24 protein-coding genes are annotated in these 19,892 nt (G+C 67.8%); 16 read left to right on the forward strand and 8 right to left on the reverse strand.

Annotated elements, in window-relative coordinates; translation table 11 throughout:
* Positions 1-13: 13 nt before the first annotated feature.
* Entirely contained in the window at positions 14-334 is a 321-nt protein-coding gene (locus E0H50_RS44560) for a response regulator transcription factor (RefSeq protein WP_131293589.1), read from the reverse strand.
* Positions 335-618: 284 nt separating this feature from the next.
* A complete protein-coding gene (locus tag E0H50_RS28390; RefSeq protein ID WP_131293590.1) occupies positions 619-804 on the reverse strand; it encodes a hypothetical protein in 186 nt (61 codons plus the stop codon).
* 277 nt (positions 805-1,081) lie between these two features.
* Here E0H50_RS28390 and E0H50_RS28395 point away from each other — a divergent pair, with 277 nt between their 5' ends.
* From E0H50_RS28395 to E0H50_RS28415, 5 genes are all read left to right on the forward strand, one after another.
* Complete coding sequence (locus tag E0H50_RS28395; protein ID WP_131293591.1) at positions 1,082-1,942, forward strand: helix-turn-helix domain-containing protein; 861 nt, start codon at positions 1,082-1,084, stop codon at positions 1,940-1,942.
* 137 nt (positions 1,943-2,079) lie between these two features.
* Entirely contained in the window at positions 2,080-2,457 is a 378-nt protein-coding gene (locus E0H50_RS28400; protein WP_131293592.1) for a hypothetical protein, read from the forward strand.
* Positions 2,458-2,533: 76 nt separating this feature from the next.
* Positions 2,534-2,806, forward strand: a complete 273-nt coding sequence (gene tgmA / locus E0H50_RS28405; protein ID WP_202868367.1) for a putative ATP-grasp-modified RiPP — start codon at positions 2,534-2,536, stop codon at positions 2,804-2,806.
* A gap of 5 nt (positions 2,807-2,811) precedes the next feature.
* A complete protein-coding gene (tgmB, locus tag E0H50_RS28410) occupies positions 2,812-3,756 on the forward strand; it encodes an ATP-grasp ribosomal peptide maturase (protein WP_131293593.1) in 945 nt (314 codons plus the stop codon).
* Positions 3,749-4,903, forward strand: coding sequence for a methyltransferase domain-containing protein (locus E0H50_RS28415; protein ID WP_131293594.1), 1,155 nt, complete (start codon positions 3,749-3,751; stop codon positions 4,901-4,903). Before tgmB ends, E0H50_RS28415 begins: the two co-directional genes overlap by 8 nt.
* A gap of 25 nt (positions 4,904-4,928) precedes the next feature.
* Here E0H50_RS28415 and E0H50_RS28420 read toward each other — a convergent pair whose 3' ends face one another.
* Positions 4,929-5,801, reverse strand: coding sequence for a helix-turn-helix domain-containing protein (locus E0H50_RS28420; RefSeq protein WP_131293595.1), 873 nt, complete (start codon positions 5,799-5,801; stop codon positions 4,929-4,931).
* Positions 5,802-6,247: 446 nt separating this feature from the next.
* On the opposite strand from E0H50_RS28420, the gene E0H50_RS28425 reads away from it, so the two are divergent.
* Positions 6,248-6,442 carry a hypothetical protein gene (locus E0H50_RS28425; protein ID WP_130381785.1) on the forward strand — a complete coding sequence of 65 codons (195 nt, stop codon included), beginning with the start codon at positions 6,248-6,250 and terminating at the stop codon, positions 6,440-6,442.
* Positions 6,439-6,657, forward strand: a complete 219-nt coding sequence (locus E0H50_RS28430; protein ID WP_238151293.1) for a hypothetical protein — start codon at positions 6,439-6,441, stop codon at positions 6,655-6,657. The genes E0H50_RS28425 and E0H50_RS28430 overlap by 4 nt, the downstream gene beginning before the upstream one ends.
* A 229-nt stretch (positions 6,658-6,886) precedes the next feature.
* Here the strand turns inward: E0H50_RS28430 and E0H50_RS28435 are convergent, their stop codons facing one another.
* Positions 6,887-7,120, reverse strand: a complete 234-nt coding sequence (locus tag E0H50_RS28435; RefSeq protein WP_131293596.1) for a DUF397 domain-containing protein — start codon at positions 7,118-7,120, stop codon at positions 6,887-6,889.
* Between the two features lie 272 nt (positions 7,121-7,392).
* On the opposite strand from E0H50_RS28435, the gene E0H50_RS28440 reads away from it, so the two are divergent.
* A complete protein-coding gene (locus E0H50_RS28440) occupies positions 7,393-8,214 on the forward strand; it encodes a SigB/SigF/SigG family RNA polymerase sigma factor (protein WP_131293597.1) in 822 nt (273 codons plus the stop codon).
* Here the strand turns inward: E0H50_RS28440 and E0H50_RS28445 are convergent.
* Positions 8,211-8,570 carry a nuclear transport factor 2 family protein gene (locus E0H50_RS28445; RefSeq protein ID WP_131293598.1) on the reverse strand — a complete coding sequence of 120 codons (360 nt, stop codon included), beginning with the start codon at positions 8,568-8,570 and terminating at the stop codon, positions 8,211-8,213. The two genes, E0H50_RS28440 and E0H50_RS28445, sit on opposite strands and share 4 nt — an antisense overlap.
* Before the next feature lie 235 nt (positions 8,571-8,805).
* Between E0H50_RS28445 and E0H50_RS28450 the strand changes: the two genes are divergently transcribed.
* A complete protein-coding gene (locus E0H50_RS28450; RefSeq protein ID WP_238151294.1) occupies positions 8,806-9,573 on the forward strand; it encodes a hypothetical protein in 768 nt (255 codons plus the stop codon).
* 21 nt (positions 9,574-9,594) lie between these two features.
* On the opposite strand, the gene E0H50_RS28455 is transcribed toward E0H50_RS28450, so the two are convergent.
* Positions 9,595-11,046: an alpha/beta hydrolase gene (locus E0H50_RS28455; RefSeq protein ID WP_131293599.1), complete on the reverse strand. Its 1,452-nt coding sequence runs from the start codon at positions 11,044-11,046 to the stop codon at positions 9,595-9,597.
* 126 nt (positions 11,047-11,172) lie between these two features.
* On the opposite strand from E0H50_RS28455, the gene E0H50_RS28460 reads away from it, so the two are divergent.
* The gene (locus E0H50_RS28460; RefSeq protein ID WP_238151295.1) at positions 11,173-12,279 is read left to right on the forward strand and encodes an NAD(P)/FAD-dependent oxidoreductase; all 1,107 of its coding nucleotides are present in this window, start codon (positions 11,173-11,175) and stop codon (positions 12,277-12,279) included.
* On the opposite strand, the gene E0H50_RS44265 is transcribed toward E0H50_RS28460, so the two are convergent.
* Entirely contained in the window at positions 12,223-13,074 is an 852-nt protein-coding gene (locus E0H50_RS44265) for a GbsR/MarR family transcriptional regulator (protein ID WP_272948527.1), read from the reverse strand. The genes E0H50_RS28460 and E0H50_RS44265 overlap by 57 nt on opposite strands.
* A gap of 154 nt (positions 13,075-13,228) precedes the next feature.
* Here E0H50_RS44265 and E0H50_RS28470 point away from each other — a divergent pair, with 154 nt between their 5' ends.
* The 5 genes from E0H50_RS28470 (at position 13,229) to E0H50_RS28490 (ending at position 17,300) form a co-directional block, all read left to right on the forward strand.
* Positions 13,229-14,077 carry an ABC transporter ATP-binding protein gene (locus E0H50_RS28470; protein WP_131293600.1) on the forward strand — a complete coding sequence of 283 codons (849 nt, stop codon included), beginning with the start codon at positions 13,229-13,231 and terminating at the stop codon, positions 14,075-14,077.
* The gene (locus tag E0H50_RS28475; RefSeq protein ID WP_131293601.1) at positions 14,074-14,898 is read left to right on the forward strand and encodes an ABC transporter permease; all 825 of its coding nucleotides are present in this window, start codon (positions 14,074-14,076) and stop codon (positions 14,896-14,898) included. The genes E0H50_RS28470 and E0H50_RS28475 overlap by 4 nt, the downstream gene beginning before the upstream one ends.
* A 7-nt stretch (positions 14,899-14,905) precedes the next feature.
* A complete protein-coding gene (locus E0H50_RS28480) occupies positions 14,906-15,910 on the forward strand; it encodes a zinc-dependent alcohol dehydrogenase family protein (protein ID WP_238151296.1) in 1,005 nt (334 codons plus the stop codon).
* A gap of 203 nt (positions 15,911-16,113) precedes the next feature.
* Positions 16,114-16,377 carry a hypothetical protein gene (locus E0H50_RS28485; RefSeq protein WP_131293602.1) on the forward strand — a complete coding sequence of 88 codons (264 nt, stop codon included), beginning with the start codon at positions 16,114-16,116 and terminating at the stop codon, positions 16,375-16,377.
* 107 nt (positions 16,378-16,484) lie between these two features.
* Entirely contained in the window at positions 16,485-17,300 is an 816-nt protein-coding gene (locus tag E0H50_RS28490) for a MerR family transcriptional regulator (protein WP_131293603.1), read from the forward strand.
* Here the strand turns inward: E0H50_RS28490 and E0H50_RS28495 are convergent.
* Positions 17,284-18,795, reverse strand: coding sequence for an alpha-N-arabinofuranosidase (locus E0H50_RS28495; RefSeq protein WP_131293604.1), 1,512 nt, complete (start codon positions 18,793-18,795; stop codon positions 17,284-17,286). The two genes, E0H50_RS28490 and E0H50_RS28495, sit on opposite strands and share 17 nt — an antisense overlap.
* Before the next feature lie 38 nt (positions 18,796-18,833).
* On the opposite strand from E0H50_RS28495, the gene E0H50_RS28500 reads away from it, so the two are divergent.
* Positions 18,834-19,856, forward strand: a complete 1,023-nt coding sequence (locus E0H50_RS28500; protein ID WP_202868368.1) for a LacI family DNA-binding transcriptional regulator — start codon at positions 18,834-18,836, stop codon at positions 19,854-19,856.
* Positions 19,857-19,892: the final 36 nt, after the last annotated feature.

Raw genomic sequence — 19,892 nt, forward strand, 5'->3', positions numbered from 1 at the left:
GTGTGCGCTGACCCTACGCCGGAGAGCTCGTGCCGAGACATCGCCGAGATGATGCAGTCGGCGGCCAACTCGCCTCGAGTATGCCATTGACGAAGGCGATCGCGACGAGCTCGGGACGGTTCGATACCCCCGCCCTGGCGAACATGTGCGTCACGTGTCGCATCACGGTATCCGGACTCATCCGCAGTCGGCGACCGATCGCGGCCGTGGAGTGCCCCCGTGCAATCAGGACAAGCACATCCACCTCTCGAGGCGTGAAATGCTCACGCTGACAGCAACAAGCAACCAGCCCCGATCGCCCCGCCATCTCAGTGGTACGTCCGATATCCCCCATTACGATCGCCACCCCTGGGCGGGCCGAATCCCGCTCGAATCACGGATCGTAGCCCCGGCACTCGGTTTGGTGCCAGAGAATCACCACGCGGTTGCATCAAGTTGCAGCGACGGTGGGCCCGACCCTCACCACAGTCCAACCGATATCGACTTCACTCCCGCGAGACTGCGGCTGATGACGGCCGCTGCCGGTTCCGCCGGATCATGGTTCGTCCTGCCAGCGGCGGAAGGTGTCGTTGAGTCGTGCCCACAGCCGCAGCCACCATCGTCGGCGTCGCTGGCCTCTCATGTGCTCCCGGCGTCCGCGTACGCCGGGTCGTTCGTCACCCGCAACGACACGAAGCGCCGGCGCATTGCTGCTTCGTAGGCTGCGGCCGACTTGGGATCGGAGATGTAGTCGGCGATCAGGTGTTCACCGAACCAGACGCGGACGCGCCGGTCCGTCGGGAGTGGTAGCCGGGTCGCGGTCATCGGTCGTTCAGGTTCCGTGCGATGTCGCGGACCATCAGAACCGCGACGACCACAGTGCCGATAACCAGCGCCCACATGCCGAGGATCATTCGAGGCCACCTCGTTCCGTTCGTGCCTGAAGGCTTGCCATGACACGACCGTACGGAGCGTAATGACTCTTGTACCATACGAATCTGGGTACACGTAGTGCTGTGAATCTGGGATTAATGGGTATCGAGTCGGTCGTTTTGGTCCGGATCTGTACCTTCTCGGACTCGAAAACGAGAGGTTGTGGAAAATGCCGAGAGCTGCCGGTCCGCCCACCGTTCGGCTTCGTCGCCTCGCTGCTGAGCTGAGAGCCCTCCGCGCGGAGGCGGGCATGACCCGCGAACTGGTCCAGGAACGCACCGGCGTCAACCAAGGCACGCTCTGGCGCATAGAGAAGGGTCAGGCGAAGCCGCACACTGGCACCCTCGAAACCCTCTTCGACCTCTACGGCGTTGCTGAGTCGCGCCGTACTGAACTCATCGAACTGACCAGAGGAGCGAAGCATCCCGGGTGGCTTCGGCAGTTCACGGACGTGATACCTCAGGGCTACGCCGCCTACATCAGCTTCGAGTCGGAAGCCAAGATCGCACACAACTACGAGTCGCTGTACATCCCCGGTCTCCTGCAGACAGAGGAGTACGCCCGTGCCGCCGTGCGCGACGGTCTGCCGATGGCGGCTGAAGGGATCGAGCGTAACGTGGAGACCAGGATGGAGCGCCAGGTCGTCCTCGGCCGGAAGCGAGAGGGGCGAGAGCCGCTGGAGCTCTGGGCCGTGGTCGATGAGGCGGCGTTACGTCGAGAGGTAGGCGGTCGCGCGGTCATGCGCGCGCAGCTCGGACGGCTACTGGAAGTCAGCGAGCGACCGAACATCACGCTCCAGGTGCTGCCTTTCGACCGGGGCGCTCATCCAGGCATGACCGGCGCGTTCGTCCGGCTCAACTTCGGCCCGGTGGCGCCGGACGTCGTCTATGTGGAAAGTCTCGCCGGCGACATCTTCCTGGAAACGGAGGCCGAGATCGATCGGTACAGCATGGTGTTCGATCACCTGCGCGCCAGTGCGCTCAGTCCACGCGACACCAGTGCGTTCATCGCCACTCTGATCGCTCAGTAAGCGGCCGCCGTTATCCACAACCTCGCGTTTCGGCTGTGCGCAGGTACCGATCCGAGATGAAACGCACTCGTACAGGGACCGGTCGAACGCTCAGATTCGTATGGTGCGCGACCGCGCGCGCTCCGTACGGTCGTTGCGTGGCAACCGCAGAAGTGAACCCGGCTCTGTGGCCCGGCTCCGACCACGGGGCCGAGCCGGCTGCACATCGCACGCTGTTCTGCTACGCCCACGAACGCCTGACCCGCACGCTGCGCGACCTCGCCGCCGTGCAGGAGGCCGCGTATGCGATGGCCATCGAGCGCGAATATCACCTCGGTCCGCTCTTCGTCGAAGAGGACAGCTCCGGCAGAGCGATGCAAGCCCTCATCGATGCGACTGCGCTCACGCACGGCGGCGCTGCCATCGCGGTTCCGCACCGCGGGCACCTGATTCCGCTCGGCGCGCCGCGGGAGTGGCAACTGTTGCTCGAAGAGCTGACCGGCCATCCGCTCGTGTTCATCGGCCACATCCCATGATCAGCGGGGCGGGCATGCTGGATCCCTGTCGCCCGTGTCCGTCCCGCTCTCCACACCATGCAATGAGAGGACGTCCATGCGCAGCAGCCCAACCATGCATCCGTGGGGTTTGACCCGGGCAACCAAGTTCGAAGAGCCGGCCGTCGACACCCCACCCGCCTCGATGACGCTTGACCCGCAGACACAGCTGACGACCTATCGCGATGCGTCCGGTGGGATCCTGCACTGCGGCCCGCCGAAACATGGAACATCGCGGCAAACCGTGACCAGCCAGCCGACGAGCGGCGGTGACGGCCAGCACGGGAGCCAGCCGGACGACGTTCGTGTCATCACCTACGTTCCCGACTGACAGCGATGACTGATCCCGTACTTGTTCTGACCGGTATCGACGACCCCACGTCGGACGCGGTTATCGACGAACTGAATACACGAGATGTGCCCGTTGTCCGGTGTGACCCGGCGGAGGTCGTTGACGGCCGGGTCAGAGTGTCTGCCCGGTATGGCGATGGAGCGAGCACGCTCCGTACCGCGAGCCGTGACCTCGATCTCCGCCGGGTCAGGTCGGTGTACTACCGACGTCCCTCGCCGTACAAGGCACCAACCGCCATGGCTGACCATGCCGGTCGTTTCGCCGCGGATCAGGCCCGCCATGGAATGGGGGGAGTGTTGTCGGGTATCCGGGCGCGCTGGGTCAACCACATCTGGCGCTCGCTGGAGGCCGACTTCAAGCCCGCGCAGCTGACAATGGCTCGGGAGGTCGGTTTCGTCGTACCTCCGACGCTGGTCACGAACGTGCCGGAGGATGCTCGCGCGTTCGCAGTCGCGCACGACCGCGTGCTCTACAAGCCGCTGCATGCGAGCGAGTTGCGCGACGGCGACGGAGCGCTATCGGTCATCTGGGTCGACGAGGTCAAGCCCGACGACCTAGACGACTCCATCGGAACCACGTTGCACATGTTCCAGGAATGCGTGGACAAGGTTGCCGACGTACGGACGACGGTCATCGGCCAACGTGTCTTCAGCGTCCGCATCGACTCGCCCCACATCGACTGGCGGCGCGACTACGACGCGGTCGTGTACAGCGTCATCGATACGCCTGACGAGGTGGCGAACGCATGCAGGTCCTACCTCGAACGCTTCGGTCTGTTGTTCGGCGCCTTCGACTTCGGCCTCGGACGCGAAGGCGAGTGGTACTGGTACGAATGCAACAGCGGCGGACAGTGGCACTGGCTCGAGCTGGAGACTGGTCTTCCGATGACCGCTGCGATCGCAGATCTTCTGGAGCGCCGTGATGACTGATACGAACGATCCTGACGGTTGGCGCTCGTTGGCGCGGTCGATGGTGAGGTCGATCAAGCGCGACGGCTATTTGCACAGTCCGTCCCTCGAGCAGGCCTTTCTCGATGTACCGCGACATGTCTTCGTCCCGGAGTTCTTTCGGCTGAAGCAAAGCGACGAGGGCTTGACCGTGGTGGATGGCATCGTCGACGCGGTCGACCCGGCCTGGCTCGCTACCGTGTACACGAACGAGGCGCTGATCACCCAGGTCAAACCGATCGCCGGGCGTCCCGGCACCACGACCTTCACCTGTTCGTCGTCGGCACCGGCGCTGATGGCAGACATGATCGAGGAACTGGGGATCGAGCGCGGGATGGACGTCCTGGAGATCGGCACCGGGACCGGCTACAACGCCGCAATTCTTTGCCGCTTGCTCGGCGATCAGGCTGTGACCACGATCGACATCGATCCCGAGTTGAGCGCTCAGGCACGCGAACGCCTCGCCTCACTCGGCTGTCACCCGTTCTACGAGGCAATCGCCGGCGCTTACGACCGCATACTGGCTACGCATGCGGTTGCCGACATCCCCTACGACTGGGTCCGGTGGGGCAAACCCGGGGCGGTCGTGCTCGCCGACCTCCGGGCTCCGGAGAACAACACCGTCGGGGCGTGGGCGAGGGTCGTGATCGACCAGGACGGCACGACGGCCACCGGGACCTTGATGGATCCGCGCGGCTACTTCATGAGCGCACGCAAGGTGCCAGAGTTCGCCAACGTTGGCGAACCTGCTCCCGAACTGACCGAAGAAGAACATCAGCAACGGGCGGAGCGGACCCGACTACGACGTACGGCTGTCGCAGCCGACGTGGTCGACGCTCCCGACTTCGCGTTGTTCCTGTGGCGCGCGGCGCCGCGTCTCATGTTCGCAACGACGACGGACGGGGCGGCCATCCTCAACGGTCCCCGCGCTGAGTCATGGGCCCACGTGGTCGGCGGCGACGTGCACCATGGCGGTGCTGAAGACCTCTGGGCCGTTGTCGAGCAGGCCTACGAGAGGTGGAACAGCGCAGGCAGTCCGCCGAAGGAGAGCTGGACGATCAGAGTCGACCGCCACGGACGTACCACCGTGAGACTGCCCGGTGAGGATGACAGGTGCTGCGTCGGCTGACTGCTTGGCAGTCGACCAGCTGGTGTCAGCGCTCGAAGTCCTTCTTGATGTTGGTGAGGAGGTCGCGGGTCTTGTTCGGGGGTGGGGCCGCGACGCAGAGGGCTTCCATGGTGGCCGTGTACTGGTCGAGGTCCTCGAGCTTGTCCAGGTAGAGGGCGCTGCTGAGGTGCTCGATGTAGACCATGTCCGGGAGGTCCTGCTCCGGGAAACGGAGGATGCTGTACGCGCCGCCGGTGGCCGCGTGGCCGCCGACGTTGAACGGCATCACCTGCAGCGTGACGTTCGGGTACTGCGAGGCGTCGATCAGGTGGTCGAGCTGCTGGATCATCGCCTTCACGCCGCCGATCGGCCGGCGTAGGACAGCCTCGTCGACGACGGCCCAGATCCGGACCGGCTCCGGGCGGGTCAGGACGCTCTGCCGGCTCGTCCGCAGTGCGACGCGGCGCTCGACCTCCTCGGCCGGGATCAGCCCGCGGCCCAGCTGGATGACGGCGCGGATGTAGTCGGGGGTCTGCAGCAGACCGGGGACGAACTGCAGCTCGTAGACACGGATCAGCTGTGCCGCGGCCTCGAGGTCCAGATAGGAGTGGAACCAGCTCGGCAGTACGTCGCCGTACCGGTGCCACCATCCGGGGTTGTTCGCCTCGCGGGTCAGAGCGAGGAGGCGCTGGCGCTCTTCCTCGTCGTCGACGCCGTAGAGAGTCAGGAGGTCACGGACGTCGCGCTCCTTGAGGCCGACGCGGCCGAGTTCCATCCGGCTGACCTTGGACTCCGACGACCGGATCTCCCACCCCGCGTCAGATCTGCTGATCCCTGCTGCCACCCGCATCCGGCGAAGGTGCCCGCCGAGAATGATGCGCAGCGCGGTCGGCCCGCTCTGCGCGCCCGACTCGGTCACACCCACCTCCCAGCGGCCCCAGCGGTCTTCATCGGCAACCTCATCCGCAGGTGCACATCATCGCATGCCCGAGCGGTGATCTGCCGGAGTTCTTACAAAAGAGCGGCGAATCCGGATCGGCGATCACGGAGCGTAAGACTAGCCGATCGAAGGTCGACCGGATTTGTCAGTACATACTAGCGTGCTGATCGGCGGTCGAACACCGTTCGCCGGGGTCGATCCAGGCTCGAACAGGCGGAAAGTGGCCCGATCTGGTCTCGAAATGGAAAACGTGCGGATGCACGTGCATCGGGCGCTTGCATTCGTCGCGTGCCGACGCCATGATTGATTCATGCACAGAAGGTGAGCTGGTTCTCGCGAAAAGTGACATCGCGTGATCCGGCAGGCCGGTCCTACAGAGCGCCAATGGCCCCCCGTTGGCATGACTGGTTGGGGAACCCGAGTCGATGAACGACGACGACAGTGAGGTTGTGGAGCAGACCGCCGCGATGGCCGGCGGCCGCGCGCCCGAGGAGCTGACGGAGCGGGAGATCCAGGACCTGGTCGCGCGTTGCCCCGAGCAACAGCGTTGGGCCTTCGAGGGCTGGTTGCGCGGCGTCCGCCAACTCGACGGCGACCCGATCGTGAGCCTGGCTCCATGACCACCGACAGAGCAACAGGAGGACGGAAGATGGTGCGGATCTGGCTGGGCGACCACCTGATCGCCGAGTACGTCGCCGAGCCCGACCGCGCGTCGCGGTACCAGCGGGTGATGACGCCGAAGTTCACCGGATTGCGAATCACCGTTGACAATGCGGCGACCGGGAAGGCGTCCGAGCTGCCGAGCGAACAGCTCTGGCCGCTCACCGTCCAGTAGTCCGTACCCGCCCCTCGGGCAACGCCAGGACCGACTCTCTCCGGAGGGTCGGTCCTGGCGTTTCGCGTACGCCGGACCACCGCACGCCGATGCTTCGGCCGGCGAGCGTTCGAGGTCGCCCGCGGGTCGTCGTACCGCTGTCCTCCGGGCACTAGAAAGGGCCCCTTCGTCACTCGCCTGGCGAAGGGGCCCTTTGCTTCTGAGTTGCCCGGGTGTTGCTGGTTGTTGCTCAGATCAGGTAGCCGAACTCGCCGTCCTGAACGCCGCCGAGGAACGCCTCGATCTCTGCCTTTGTGAACACTAGGGCCGGGCCGTCGGTGAAGCGCGAGTTACGCACCGCCACACCGCCGTCCGGAAGCTTCGCTACCTCGACGCAGTTGCCCTGAGGGCCGCTGCGCTGGCTCTTGCGCCAGATCAGCTCGCTGTTCGAGTCGCCGGGCATGCCGTTGTAGATCGCAGTCATCAGCTGCACCTTCCGTACGTCCTTGGCATATGCACGTGCATTTGGCCTTGCATCTGCATCGTACACACTTTTGGCCCATGTGTCCGCTCCCTTACGTCCTGTGATCTTGATGGGGTCAAACGAGCGTTGGCTCAGGGTTTTCGGTCGCCATCGGTGACGGTTTCGGGCTTCGTGCATGACTTCCGGCGAGGTGGGGTACGACTTCTCTTGCAGGCATGACCGTGGTTCAGCGAAGTGCCACGCCGTGACGAGACAGTCGCGAGGTCATACCAATGGTTACGAGCATCATCGAGCGGGATTTCTCCCGCAGCGGAGCCCCGACAGACCGGGCCGCCCGCGAAGCAGCTACCCGGGAACTGATGGAACGCCGGGCCGTCAGCACCGCCGCAGACGAGCGGCAGGAACTTCTCGAACAGGTCGTCGAACTCAACCTGGAAATGGCCAAGGGCATCGCGCGCCGTTTCCGCGGGCGGGGAGCCGAGGCCGACGACCTGGAACAGGTCGCGTACCTGGGGCTGGTGAAGGCAGCCCACCACTACCGGTTGGAGGCGGACACCCCGTTCATCGGGTTCGCGATCCCGACCATCCGCGGCGAAGTGAAGCGGTACTTCCGCGACTGCGCCTGGACGGTGCGGATCCCGCGCCGGCTCCAGGAGATGCAGGGCACCATCGCCACCAAGCTGCCGGAGCTGGAGCAGCAGCTGAACCGCGAGCCGACACCGGCCGAACTGGCCGACCATCTCGAGGTCGAGGTGACCGAGGTCGAGCAGGCGCTCGCGGCGCGCGGTTGCTTCAACGTGTTGTCGCTGGATCGTCCGGCCGAGGCGGACGCGGAGCTGACGCTCGCGGATGTCGTTGCCGATGACGACGATGCGAGCATCGATCAGCTGGAGACGGTCGAGATGCTGGAGCCGGTGCTCGCCGACCTCGGCGACCGGGACCGCCGCATCCTGCAACTGCGCTTCGTCGAGGGTTGGACGCAGTCCGAGATCGGCGAGGACATCGGCGTCAGCCAGATGCAGGTCTCGCGGGTCCTGCGCCGGATCCTGATCGATCTGCGCGAGAAGCTGGCGCCGGAGCAGACGGCTGCTTAGTCGTCAGTCGTTGGTGTGCCTTGGTGGTAGTAGAGGCGCCAGGCGCCGTCGGTCCGTCGCCAGATCGAGCTGCGGCGGACCGGCGTACCGCCTGTGCGCCGGGACACGTAGGTGACGTGCACGAGGTCGTCGGCCAGCCGGACGCCGGCGACCTCGGTCGCCTCGATCGGGTCCGCGTCGGTGATCTCCCCGGACGCCAACGCGGCCACGATCGCCGCCCGGTCCCACCGACGTCCCGACGCGCCGACCTCGACGAACTCCGGATCCAGCAGTACGTCGACCTCGGCCGACCCCCGCACGTCCGGCGACAACAACCGCAACTCCGCCTCAACCGCCGCCCGTACCTCTTCATCCACGACTGGACCCTAGCCCCCGCCCTCTCCCGCATTTGACTGGCTGACCCACCAAGTCAGGGGTTCCTGACCCGCATTCAGGGTCAGGAACCCCCAACTTGCTGGGTGGGCCAGGCAAATTGCTGGGTGGGCCAGGCAAATGCGGAGAGGGCCGGCGATCTGCGACTCGCTGTTGGGGTAGCTCACCGAGGGTGGTGGTGGGGCTGCACAATGGGGGGGAGGACGAGGGGATGAGTCGTTGCTGTTGGCCTTGCGGATGTTCAAGACCGTGCCCGCGGACGCGGTCGCGGTGCTGCGCGCGTATCCGCCGATGGTGGTGTGCTTCGCCGCCGCGCTGACCGGCACGGCGCTGGTGTTCGACGTCTTCTATCTTGTTGCGAGCCCGGGGCTCACACTTGCGCTGGTATATACAGTGCCCGTGCTCGCCGGATTGATCGCCGGGCTGGTCGCGGCGGCCGACGACGTCGGGCTCGAGCGGGGCGTCCTGCTCCGGACGGTCGGTCTGGCCGTTGCCCTCGGCATCACGAACGCGATCGTCGTCGCGATGATCGCCGCGATGATCCGCACCGATCCGTCGAACTGGGCGTCCGGCGGCCAGTCGGTCCTGTTCGCCGGCTGGACAGTGCTCGCGGTCGCCGTCTCGATCGTTGCCTGCCGCAAACTGATCGATGCGCTCGGCATCGAGTTGAGCACCCGCCTCCCGCACCGTCGTCCTTCGCGCAACCCGCTCGCCGCGCCCGCGGTCGCGAAGGTCCAGCCCCGAGTGAGTAAGGAGTCGGCCGCGCGAGCCAAGCCGGCCCCACCCGCCGCACCGCCGCCATCTGCCCGGCCGGCCGTCGACCAGGAGGACACCATCCCGGTCTTCGTCCCACCACCTCCCAAGGTCGTGGACCTGGACGAGGCCCGCCCGGTCACCCCCTCCGGCCCGGTCACCCCCCACACCCCCCGCCCTCGCCGTACCACCGCCCGCCGTCCCAACAAGCCCGGCCGCCGCCCCGGCACTTAGGCCGTTCGTATTAGCGGAGTGTCAGCAGGTCTGGGTGGTGGGGAGTTGGTCAGTTAGTAGGTAGGCGATCACCTTGTCGTCGACGCAGGTGTTGCCGTACTCGCCGAAGATGCCGTGTTTGCGGGCGCCCTTCAACGTCACCATCCGGGCGTTGGGCAGGTGCTTCTGGAGTGCAGTCGCGTACGCGTAGATCGTCCGCGGGTCGCCGTCGGCCGCCACGATCAATGCCGGCTCCGCACTGGCGATCCGTGTCGGCGGCTCCTGCGGCTGCACCGGCCAGTACGCGCACGGCGAGATCATCCGCGTGAGTGACGCGAAGTGCGGTTCGGCCCGCCGATGCGTCTGGATGTCCCGCCAGTACGCCTGCCGATCGCGCGGCACAGCACGGTCGCCGCAGATGATCGCGATCTGCGCACTGGCTAGTTGTGACGACGCCGGCGTCAGCAAACCCTCCAGAAACCCACCAAGCTCAGGTCCCGGTTCCACCGGCCCGTACGTCGCGTCGAGCAGTGTCCGCACGATACCGGCGTACGTCGCCCGCGCCGCGTCCCGATCATCGGCGAGCGGCCCGAACAACACCAGCGGCACGGACCCGTCGTCGAGCTCGTACGTCCCGACCCGCAGCCCCTTCGTCGCCGCGACGCGCAGGAATCGATCCACCGACGCCATCACCCGCGCCGGTGTCGACCCCAGGCGGTACGTCGCATCGCGCGCCGCTGCCCACGACGCCCATGCGCGCAACGCGGCCTCGTTCGCCGGCCCGACTGTCCGCAGCAGCTGCGCGCTGTACCGCTCGGGGTCCAACGGACCGTCGAGGACCACCCGGTCGGTCCGTCCCGGGAACATCTGCACGTACACCGATCCGAGATAGGTCCCGTACGAGTACCCCAGGTACGAGATCTTCTGCTCACCCACCGCGATCCGCACCCGGTCGATGTCCCGCGCCGTGTTCCGCGTGTTGACGTACGGCAGATAACCGCCCGCGTGAGCGCCGCACCGTGCCGCGACGTCCGCGACCTGCCGATCGACCCGCCTGAAGGACGACCGGTCGGCGCCGCCCGCCCACGGCCAGCCCGCGAACGGGAGCTTGCAGTCGATCGGCGTACTGCGACCCACGAACCGCGGATCCATCCCGATCAGGTCGTACCGTGTCCCGGCCGCCTTCATCGCTGTCCGAAGCCGCAGCGGCATGCTCAGGCCGGGACCGCCCGGGCCGCCGTCGTTCAGCACCATCGTGCCGATCCGCTCGCCGGTCGCCGGCAACCGCGACAGCGCGATGGTGATCTGCGGGCCGTTCGGCCGCCCGTAGTCGAGCGGCACCTTCAGCTCACCGCATTCGGCACCGGCCTCGTCGAGCGCGGCCCCTTCGGCGTCGGCGGCGTTCAGCTGACAGCGGTGCCACTCGATCCGCGGGTCCTCCGGCGGCGTGGGAACGGGCGCGCCCAGGAGCGCCAGTACCAGAAGCAGTTTCATCGATCCTCCTCGAAGTCATTCCTGACGCTAGGGATCGCGGCGCCGCCGCGCAGTGCACTCGGGGACCGGCCGAGGGTCGCGCGGGCGCTACCTGGAGCTGCAAGACTGTGGCCCGGGGAGGCGCCTGTGTGGGATGTGATTGTTGTCGGAGCCGGACCGGCGGGAGCGTCGGCCGCGATCGGTGCGTTGGCGGCGGACCCGAGCCTGTCGGTGCTGCTGCTCGACCGGCACGAGTTCCCGCGCGACAAGGCCTGTGGCGACGGGATCGCTCCGCATGTACTGGACCTGCTCGCCGGCGTCGGCGTCACCGGGATCCTCGACGACTGGACCCCGGTACGGCGGTTCGTGCTCAACCGTGGTGACGTCGGCGTGGATCGGCAGATGGCCCGGCCGACCTGGGTGGTCCCGCGAACCGTCCTCGACGAGCGCCTGGTCGAGGCCGCGCGAACGGCGGGCGCGCAGTTCGTCCGCCGCCGGATCCGCGGACTCGCGATCCAGAGCCGGTCCGTCACCGTGGACGAGGAGCTGGACGCGCGCTTCGTGGTCGGCGCCGACGGTGCGCATTCCGTCGTACGGCGGGAACTCGGCCTGAAGCCCGGTCCGGTCGCGCTGGCGATCCGTGGGTACGCGCCGACCCCGGCCGCACGCGCGGCGAGTCAGGTGATCGCGTACGGGCCCGGCCGGCAACCGTCGTACGCGTGGTCGTTCGACCGCGGCGACGGGTGGTCGAACGTCGGGTACGGCGAACTGCTCGCCGGCACCCGCCCCACGCGGACCGAGTTGCTGAACCACCTCGAGGTGCTGCTTCCGGGGGCGACCGACGGCGGGGAGTCGTGGTGGGGCCACCATCTGCCGCTCGCCGGCTGGTCGTGGCGGCCGCGCGGCGGGCCGGTGCTGCTCGCCGGTGACGCGGCCGGTCTGATCAATCCGATGACCGGCGAAGGCATCTACTACGCGGTCGCGACCGGGCTCCTCGCCGGTCGCGCGATCGCCGACGCGCTGCGTGCGGGCACCTCGGACGCCGGTACGCCGTACCGTCGCCGGACGACTCGTCTCCTCGCCAGGCATCTTCGCGACACCGCGCTCGTCGCGCAGCTGAGCCGATCGGACCGGATCCTCGATGGCGGAATCCGAGCGGCGGCCGCCGATCAGCGCGTGTTCGACGACCTCGTCGAACTAGGCCTCGCGGACGGCGGGCTGACGCGTCGTCTGCTCCGCACTCTCTTGCGCTGACGCCTTGATCGCGTAGCCGACGGCGCCGGTGACACGCTCGACCGGCCAGCCGAGCTGGGCGGCAAGCTCTGCGGCGCGATCTGGTTCCCATGCGACGGCTAGCACTGCTAGGCAATCCTGGAAGCCGGCGCCGCCGGACATGTCCTCGCTGAGTCGTTCGAAGAACTCCGCCATCTGTGTGAGCCGTTCGCCTGCGGGGGTGTCGCGTCCGACGAGTTCGACGCCCTCGGCCGCGGTTTCCGCCCAGTTGTGGTTGGTGCGGGCGCTGATCTCCCACGCCTTCAGCCACACGTCCTCGGCGATCACGTAGTGCTGCATCCGGCGTACCGGATCGGGCTCGCGGTAGACCATGCCGACGCGCTCGAGATAGCCGATCGCCTTCGAGATCGACGCCGGGCTGACTCGTAAGGTGCGGACGAGGTCGGCTGCCGTCAGCGTGCGGGTGTCGGATGTGTAGAGCAGTGCCAGCACCCGCGAAGCCATGCGCGGCAGTCCGCCGTCGACCATCATCGTCGCGAACCGCTCGACATACGCCCGCCGCGCCGCCCCCGCCCACTCGTCGCCCCACCCGTCCGCGGGTGTGGGGGTGGAGCGTCGGCGGCGGGCGCGGGAGGCGGTGGCGTAGTGGGCGTGGTCGGCCCGGTACCCGGTCGGGCCGCCGTTGCGGGCGACCTCCCGGCTCACCGTCGACGTCGGGCGCTCCAGTTGCCGCGCGATCTCGGCGTACCCGAGCCCGTCCGCCAACCCGGCCGCGATCTCGAGCCGGTCCTGGTGACTCAGCCTGCCTCCGGGCATCGGCAACCTCCGCGCATTCACTGTCAGCTCATTGCAACGAGTTGCGTTCTCTCGCAATCCCATTGCACAGAATGCCATGTTTTACGAGGTTTCACGAGATCGCGACCCAGGCTGACGATTGCCGATCCAGTGAACGCAACGTAGTTTCCACGGCATGGTTCTGACAGTGGACGGCCTGCGGATGCGGTACGGCGACCGCGAGGTCCTGCATGACGTGACGTTCGACGCGCGCCCCGGCGAGGTGCTAGCACTGCTAGGCCCGAACGGCGCCGGGAAGAGTACGACGATCGAGATCCTCGAAGGTTTCCGGCTCCGCTCGGCGGGGCGTGTCGAGGTGCTGGGCGTCGACCCGGCCGCGGGCGACGAGCGGTGGCGGTCGCGGGTCGGCATAGTGCTGCAGTCGTGGCGCGACCACGGCAACTGGCGCGTCGGCGAGCTCCTGCACCACCTCGGTTCGTACTACACGCCGTACAAACCCGCCTGGCCGGCCGGCGAACTGCTCGACGCCGTCGGCCTCACCCCGTCCGCGGGGCAGAAGATCAAGACTCTCTCCGGCGGCCAGCGCCGGCGGCTCGACGTCGCGATCGGGATCGTTGGCCGTCCCGACGTACTGTTCCTGGACGAGCCCACCACCGGGTTCGATCCCGAGGCGCGCTCGGAGTTCCACGAGCTGGTGCGTGGGTTGGCGGCCGAGCAGGGGACGACGATCCTGCTGACCACCCACGACCTCGACGAGGCGAGCAAACTCGCGCATCGCATCCTCGTTCTCGCGGCGGGCCGCATCATCGCCGCCGGCAGTACGGCGCAGCTCACCGAGCTGATCGCGGGGGAGGACGAGGTCCGCTGGTCCGTCGACGGGCAGGCGTTCCGGAGGTCGACCGCCGACTCGACCGGGTTCGTCCGCGAGCTCTTCGCGACGTACGGCGACGCGGTCCGCGAACTCGAAGTACGCCGGGCTTCGCTCGAAGACACCTACCTCACGCTGGTCAGGGAGCAGGCATGAAGACGGGATGGCAGCGTGGGCTGATCGAGTTGCGGCAGTCCTTCACCAACGGTCCTGAGCTGTTCAGCCACTTCCTGTGGCCGGTGCTGATGTTGGCCGCGCTCTTCTTCCTCCGGCATCGCGACTTCGGCTCCACCGGTTTCCTGCTCGGCGCGCTCGCCCTGCCGGGCATTCTCGGGATGAACGCCGCGATGGGCATGGTCAGCATGAGCCAGCAACTCACCGCCGACCGCGAGGACGGCACGTTGTTGCGCGCCAAGGCCGTTCCGAACGGCATGGTCAGCTATCTGATCGGCAAGGTCGTGTCGGTCGCGGGCGGGTTGCTGGTCGATCTCGCGATCCTCCTGATCCCAGGGCTGCTCCTCGTCGACGGGCTCGCGCTCGGATCGGCGCACTGGTTCACCCTGGTCTGGGTCCTGGTGCTCGGCCTGGTCGCGACGTTGCCGATCGGGGCGGTTCTCGGCTCGGTCTTCACCACCGCGCGGTCCCAAGGCCTGATCCAGCTGCCGATGCTCGCCTTGATCGCGGTCTCCGGCATCTTCTACCCGATCACCGCGCTGCCCGGCTGGCTCGAAGGGATCGGCCAGCTCACGCCGGTCTACTGGATGGGCCTCGGGATGCGGTCCGCGCTGCTTCCCGGGGAGGCGGTCGTGGTCGAGGTCGGCCAGTCCTGGCGCCATCTGGAGACTGCAGCCGTCCTCGGGCTTTGGGCTGTCGCCGGTTTGCTCCTCGCGCCCGTCGTCCTGCGGCGCATGGCACGGCGAGAGTCCGGCTCCAAGGTCGCCGAGCGTCGGGAACGGGCCCTCCGACGCGTTGCATGATGGACCCATGGAACAGATGCACGCGTGGGCAGTGGATCATCCGGGACCCGTCGACGACGGTCCGCTGCAGCGCGTACGCCGTACTGTTCCGGAGCCCGGCGCCGGCGAAGTACTCGTCAAGGTCGAGGCGTGCGGGATCTGCCGGACCGACCTGCATCTGACCGAGGGCGATCTGCCGCCGAAGCGCCCGGGGGTCGTCCCGGGGCACCAGGCCGTCGGGCAGGTGGTCGATCGCGGTACGGCGGCCGCGCGGTTCGCGATCGGGGACCGCGTCGGGATCGCCTGGCTGCGCGGTACCTGCGGCGTCTGCGAGTTCTGCCGGCAGGGATCCGAGAACCTCTGCCCGCGTTCGACGTACACCGGATGGGACGCCGACGGCGGTTTCGCGGAGTACGCCGTGGTGCCGGAGGACTATGCCTACGTGATGCCGGCGGATCGTCCCGCGGCGGAGCTCGCGCCCTGGTTGTGCGCCGGGATCATCGGCTACCGCTCCCTGCTCCGCGCGAAACTGCCGCCCGGCGGCCGGCTCGGCATCTACGGTTTCGGGTCGAGCGCCCACCTCACCGCGCAGCTCGCCCTGGCGCAGGGCGCCGAGTTGTTCGTGGTGACCCGTGGCGAGCGGAACCAGGCCCTCGCCCGTGAGCTGGGCGCTGCGTTCGTAGGGGATCGGCCGCCGGTGCCGCTGGATTCGGCGATCGTGTTCGCCCCGGCCGGCGAGGTGGTCCCGTCTGCGCTGGAAGCGCTCAAGCCCGGTGGAACTGTGGCGGTCGCCGGTATCTACCTGTCCGACGTACCGGTACTCAACTACGAGCGGCACCTCTTTCACGAGCGTGATCTCCGCAGCGTCACCTCGAACACCCGGCGCGACGGCGAGGAGTTGTTCGGCCTGGTCGCCCGGCTGCCAGTGGCCGCGCACACGACGGTCGTGCCGTTCGGCGCGGTCGACCGTGCCCTCTCCGATGTCGCGCACGACCGCGCCAGCGGGTCCCTGGTCGCTGTCCTCGGCAGCTGAACCGGTGGGGTCTGAGCAGCGTTAGAACTGGGTGAAGATTCCACCGGTTGGCCCTGCCGACTTCGAGCCGGACCGCTAGCTGCGTTAGATTTGATCAAATCTTACCGAGCTGCCAGGGAGCTGAGAGTGCGTATGTCGGATGTGACCCGCCAATCGTGGTCGGTCCGGGCTGACGTGCACACGCAGACCCGAGAGGACGGCCGGTGCTGAGCAGGATCCTCGGCGCGGTAGGAGCGGTCCTGCTGATCGTCGGGGTGGTGCTCGCCGTCCGGCCGGTCCACGCCGGCGGGGACAGCTGCGGCTCGATCTTCCAGCCCGACAAGGGCATCACGCCGATGCAGTGCGACGCCCGGCTGAGTACCCGCGGCACGCTGGTCACCGGTTTCGGCGCCGGCGGGGTCGCCCTCGTGGTCAGCGCGCTCTCGGTCGCCGCGGTTCGCGACCGCCGTACCCGCGTCACCTCCTGACACCCGACTTTGGGTTCCTACCAACCGTTCTTCACGCCGGACAATGGTCGGTGGGTGCTCAAAGTAGGGCTTGACCTTGACACTGTGTCAAGCCGGAAGGTGGCTGCATGTTCACCATCGGAGACTTCGCGGCGTTCGGACAGGTGTCGGCGCGGATGCTGCGCCACTACGACGCGCTCGGGCTGCTCCGCCCGGCCGTGGTCGACGCAGCGACCGGCTACCGGTTCTACTCGGCGGACCAGTTCAGCCGGCTGAACCGGATCGTCGCGCTCAAGGACCTTGGGTTCAGCCTTCAGCAGGTCGGCCAGATCGTCGACGCCAAGCTGTCGGCCGAAGAGCTGCGCGGCATGCTGCGGCTGCGGCAGGCCCAGCTCGAGGACGAACTGGCCCGCAGCGCGGCGCGGCTGACGAGCGTCGAAGCGAGGCTCCGACTCATCGAGAGGGAAGGTCACATGCCCACCGACGACGTCGTCCTGAAAAACATCGCCCCGGCCCGGGTCGCCGAACTGTCCGCGATCTCACCGAGTTACGACGGTGCGGACATCGGCCCGGTGCTGCAGCCGCTGTTCGGGCAGCTCTTCGAACGCCTCGGCGCGGCCGGTCTGCACCCGTGCGGTTCACCGGTCGCGTACTACGAGGACGCCGAGAACGAGACGATCCGCGTCCACGCCGCCGTACCCGTCGAAACAGGTACGGCGGCCGACGTCGACATCACCGAACTCCCGGCATTGAACGCCGCCACCATCGTCCACCAGGGCGACATGATGGAGGCCGACCGCAGCATGCAGACGCTGGCCCGGTGGATCGAGGACAACGGCTACCGCAGCCAGGGGTACGCGCGGGAGGTCACCGTGCAGTTCGACCCGGACAACCCGGCGAACTGGGTGCACGAGTTCCAGATCGCGGTCACAAAACCAAGCTGACCGTCGCAAACGAGTGCGGCGGCAGCGTCACGCGGAGGCCGCGCGGCTCCGGTTCCACTTCGAGCGGGACCGGAGCCACCGCGTCCGGATCCGCCACCGTGTTGTACGCCTGCGGTTTCGATGCCGTCAGCAACCGTCCCGACGACTCCCGCGACGACGCACCCCGCAGATCCAGGACGACGGACAGCGCCGCGTCCGGATCGAGGTTGCTGAGCGACACCAGCGCCCGCCCGTCCTTCACCGAGGCCGACGCCGACACCAGGTCCATCGCCTTGCCGTCGAGATCGTAGGTCGTACCCTCGATCACGTGCGTCGGCACCGACGTCGCGTCCTGATGCCCCTTGTTCATCTCGAAGACGTGGTACGTCGGCGTCCGCACGAGCCCGCCGTCGTCGTCGGTGAGCAGCATCGCCTGGAGCACGTTGACGGTCTGCGCGATGTTCGCCATCACCAGCCGCTCCGCATGCCGGTGGAACACGTCGAAGTGCAGGCTCGCGACGAGCGCGTCGCGCATCGCGTTCTGCTGGTACAGGAACCCGGGATTCGTCCCCGGCTCCACATCCCACCAGGTACCCCACTCGTCCAGCACGAGACCGATCTTGCGCTCCGGGTCGTACGCGTCCATCAGCGCCGAGTGCGCGCGGATGACCCGCTCGATGTCCTGCGCCTTCGACAACGTCCGGTAGTAGTCCTCCAGGCTGAACTCGGTCGCACTGCCCTTGTTCTCCCACGTCCCCGCGACGGTGTAGTAGTGGAACGAGATCGCCTGGTAGATGTTCTTCGGGTCGCGCCCGCAGCCCAGGCAGCTGATCGACTTCAGCAACGCCTCGGTCCAGTTCAGGTCGTCGTCCGATGCGCCGGCCGCGATCCGGTACAGCTTGTTGTCGCCGTGGTCCTTGAGGAACGTGGCGTACTGCCGCGCGAGGTCGGCGTACGCCTCGGCCCGCAGGTTCCCGCCGCAGCCCCAGGCCTCGTTGCCGATCCCCCAGAAGGGGACCTTCCACGGTTCGTCGCGCCCGTTGGCCTTGCGTTGCCGCACCATCGGGCTGTCGCCGTCGCGGGTCAGGTACTCGACCCACTCGCTCATCTCCCGCACGGTCCCGCTGCCGACATTCCCGTTCACGTACGGCGCGGCGCCCAGGAGCTCGCACAACGCCATGAACTCGTGGGTGCCGAAGTGGTTGTTCTCCTCGACGTTGCCCCAGTGGGTGTTCACCATCGACGGCCGGTCCGCCTTCGGGCCGATACCGTCCTTCCAGTGGTACTCGTCCGCGAAACAGCCGCCCGGCCAGCGCAGGTTCGGGATGTCCAGCGCCCGCAACGCCTCGACGACGTCCAGCCGGATCCCGCCTTCGTTCGGGATCGGCGAGTCCTCGCCGACGTAGAACCCGCCGTAGATGCACCGCCCGAGGTGCTCGGCGAAGTGACCGTACAGGTGCCGGCTGATGGTCGGTCCCGGAACGTCGAGATCGATCGCGACGCGTGCTTCAGGCATTGAGCCCTCCTGGGTCTTTAGGTCCTACAGTGGTCCGCATGGGGAAGCCGTCGAGTGTCGTGACGATGGCCGATGTCGCCCGGTTCGCCGGGGTGTCGACGATGACGGTGTCGAACGTGATCAACGGCCGGCCGCGGGTCGGTCCGGAGACCCGTGACCGGGTGCTCGCGGCGATCGGTGAGCTCGGGTACCAGGTGAACCTGGCCGCCCGGCATCTGCGCGCCGGGCGCACCGGCGTGGTCGGTCTCGCCGTACCGGAGTTGGAGCGCCCGTACTTCGCCCAGCTGGCCGGGCGCCTGGCCGACCGGTTCGAGGCGCACGGGCTGCGGATCGTCACCGAACGCACCGGCGCCAGCCGGGAAGGTGAACTGGACGCGGTCGCGTTCTCGCGGCTGCGGATGTACGACGGACTGATCCTCAGCGTGGTCGACCTCGACCCGTCCGAGCTGAACCAGCTGCGTACCGACGCGCCGGTGGTGATGATCGGGGAGCGGGCGCTGCCGTCGCGCTTCGACCACGTGATGATGGACAACGTCGACGGCGCCCGCCAGGCCACCGCGCACCTGCTCGGCACCGGCGCGCGCCGGATCGCGATGATCGGCGGCGATCCGGCCGGCTCCGCGACCATGCCGGCGCTCCGGGCGGAGGGCTACGCGCTCGCCCACACCGAGGCCGGCATACCGGTCGACCCGGAGCTGAACGTGCGCTGCTCGTTCGGCCTGCGGGACGGGTACGACGGGATCCGGGCGCTGCGCGATCGCGGGATCGCCTTCGACGCCGTGTTCGCGCTGACCGACGTACTGGCGATGGGCGTGCTGAGGGCGCTCGCCGACGCCGGACTGCGGGTGCCGGACGACGTCCAGGTGATCGGGTTCGACGATATCGACGAGGCGGCGTACCTGGTGCCGGCGCTGTCCACGGTCAACCCGGGGCACGACGAGATGGCCGACGCGATGACCGCGTTCCTGACCGCCCAGCTCGGCAGCCCCGGCGGCGACCCGAAGGAACTCGTCGTCCCCGCGCGGCTGGTCCTCCGCGGCACGACGAAACCACTCGCCTGAGGTTCGCCGTCGTCGCACAGCAGTAGGTATATCGAT

The organism is Kribbella sindirgiensis (genome assembly GCF_004331435.1).
GTDB classification, from domain to species: Bacteria; Actinomycetota; Actinomycetes; order Propionibacteriales; family Kribbellaceae; genus Kribbella; species Kribbella sindirgiensis.

Excerpts from the sequence above, each read along its gene's own strand:
- E0H50_RS44560 (WP_131293589.1), bottom strand. The coding sequence starts at position 334 with ATGGGGGATATCGGACGTACCACTGAGATGGCGGGGCGATCGGGGCTG.
- E0H50_RS28390 (WP_131293590.1), bottom strand. The coding sequence starts at position 804 with ATGACCGCGACCCGGCTACCACTCCCGACGGACCGGCGCGTCCGCGTC.
- E0H50_RS28395 (WP_131293591.1), top strand. The coding sequence starts at position 1,082 with ATGCCGAGAGCTGCCGGTCCGCCCACCGTTCGGCTTCGTCGCCTCGCT.
- tgmA (WP_202868367.1), top strand. The coding sequence starts at position 2,534 with ATGCGCAGCAGCCCAACCATGCATCCGTGGGGTTTGACCCGGGCAACC.
- tgmB (WP_131293593.1), top strand. The coding sequence starts at position 2,812 with ATGACTGATCCCGTACTTGTTCTGACCGGTATCGACGACCCCACGTCG.
- E0H50_RS28415 (WP_131293594.1), top strand. The coding sequence starts at position 3,749 with ATGACTGATACGAACGATCCTGACGGTTGGCGCTCGTTGGCGCGGTCG.
- E0H50_RS28425 (WP_130381785.1), top strand. The coding sequence starts at position 6,248 with ATGAACGACGACGACAGTGAGGTTGTGGAGCAGACCGCCGCGATGGCC.
- E0H50_RS28430 (WP_238151293.1), top strand. The coding sequence starts at position 6,439 with ATGACCACCGACAGAGCAACAGGAGGACGGAAGATGGTGCGGATCTGG.
- E0H50_RS28435 (WP_131293596.1), bottom strand. The coding sequence starts at position 7,120 with ATGACTGCGATCTACAACGGCATGCCCGGCGACTCGAACAGCGAGCTG.
- E0H50_RS28440 (WP_131293597.1), top strand. The coding sequence starts at position 7,393 with ATGGTTACGAGCATCATCGAGCGGGATTTCTCCCGCAGCGGAGCCCCG.
- E0H50_RS28455 (WP_131293599.1), bottom strand. The coding sequence starts at position 11,046 with ATGAAACTGCTTCTGGTACTGGCGCTCCTGGGCGCGCCCGTTCCCACG.
- E0H50_RS44265 (WP_272948527.1), bottom strand. The coding sequence starts at position 13,074 with ATGCCCGGAGGCAGGCTGAGTCACCAGGACCGGCTCGAGATCGCGGCC.
- E0H50_RS28470 (WP_131293600.1), top strand. The coding sequence starts at position 13,229 with ATGGTTCTGACAGTGGACGGCCTGCGGATGCGGTACGGCGACCGCGAG.
- E0H50_RS28475 (WP_131293601.1), top strand. The coding sequence starts at position 14,074 with ATGAAGACGGGATGGCAGCGTGGGCTGATCGAGTTGCGGCAGTCCTTC.
- E0H50_RS28480 (WP_238151296.1), top strand. The coding sequence starts at position 14,906 with ATGGAACAGATGCACGCGTGGGCAGTGGATCATCCGGGACCCGTCGAC.
- E0H50_RS28490 (WP_131293603.1), top strand. The coding sequence starts at position 16,485 with ATGTTCACCATCGGAGACTTCGCGGCGTTCGGACAGGTGTCGGCGCGG.
- E0H50_RS28495 (WP_131293604.1), bottom strand. The coding sequence starts at position 18,795 with ATGCCTGAAGCACGCGTCGCGATCGATCTCGACGTTCCGGGACCGACC.
- E0H50_RS28500 (WP_202868368.1), top strand. The coding sequence starts at position 18,834 with ATGGGGAAGCCGTCGAGTGTCGTGACGATGGCCGATGTCGCCCGGTTC.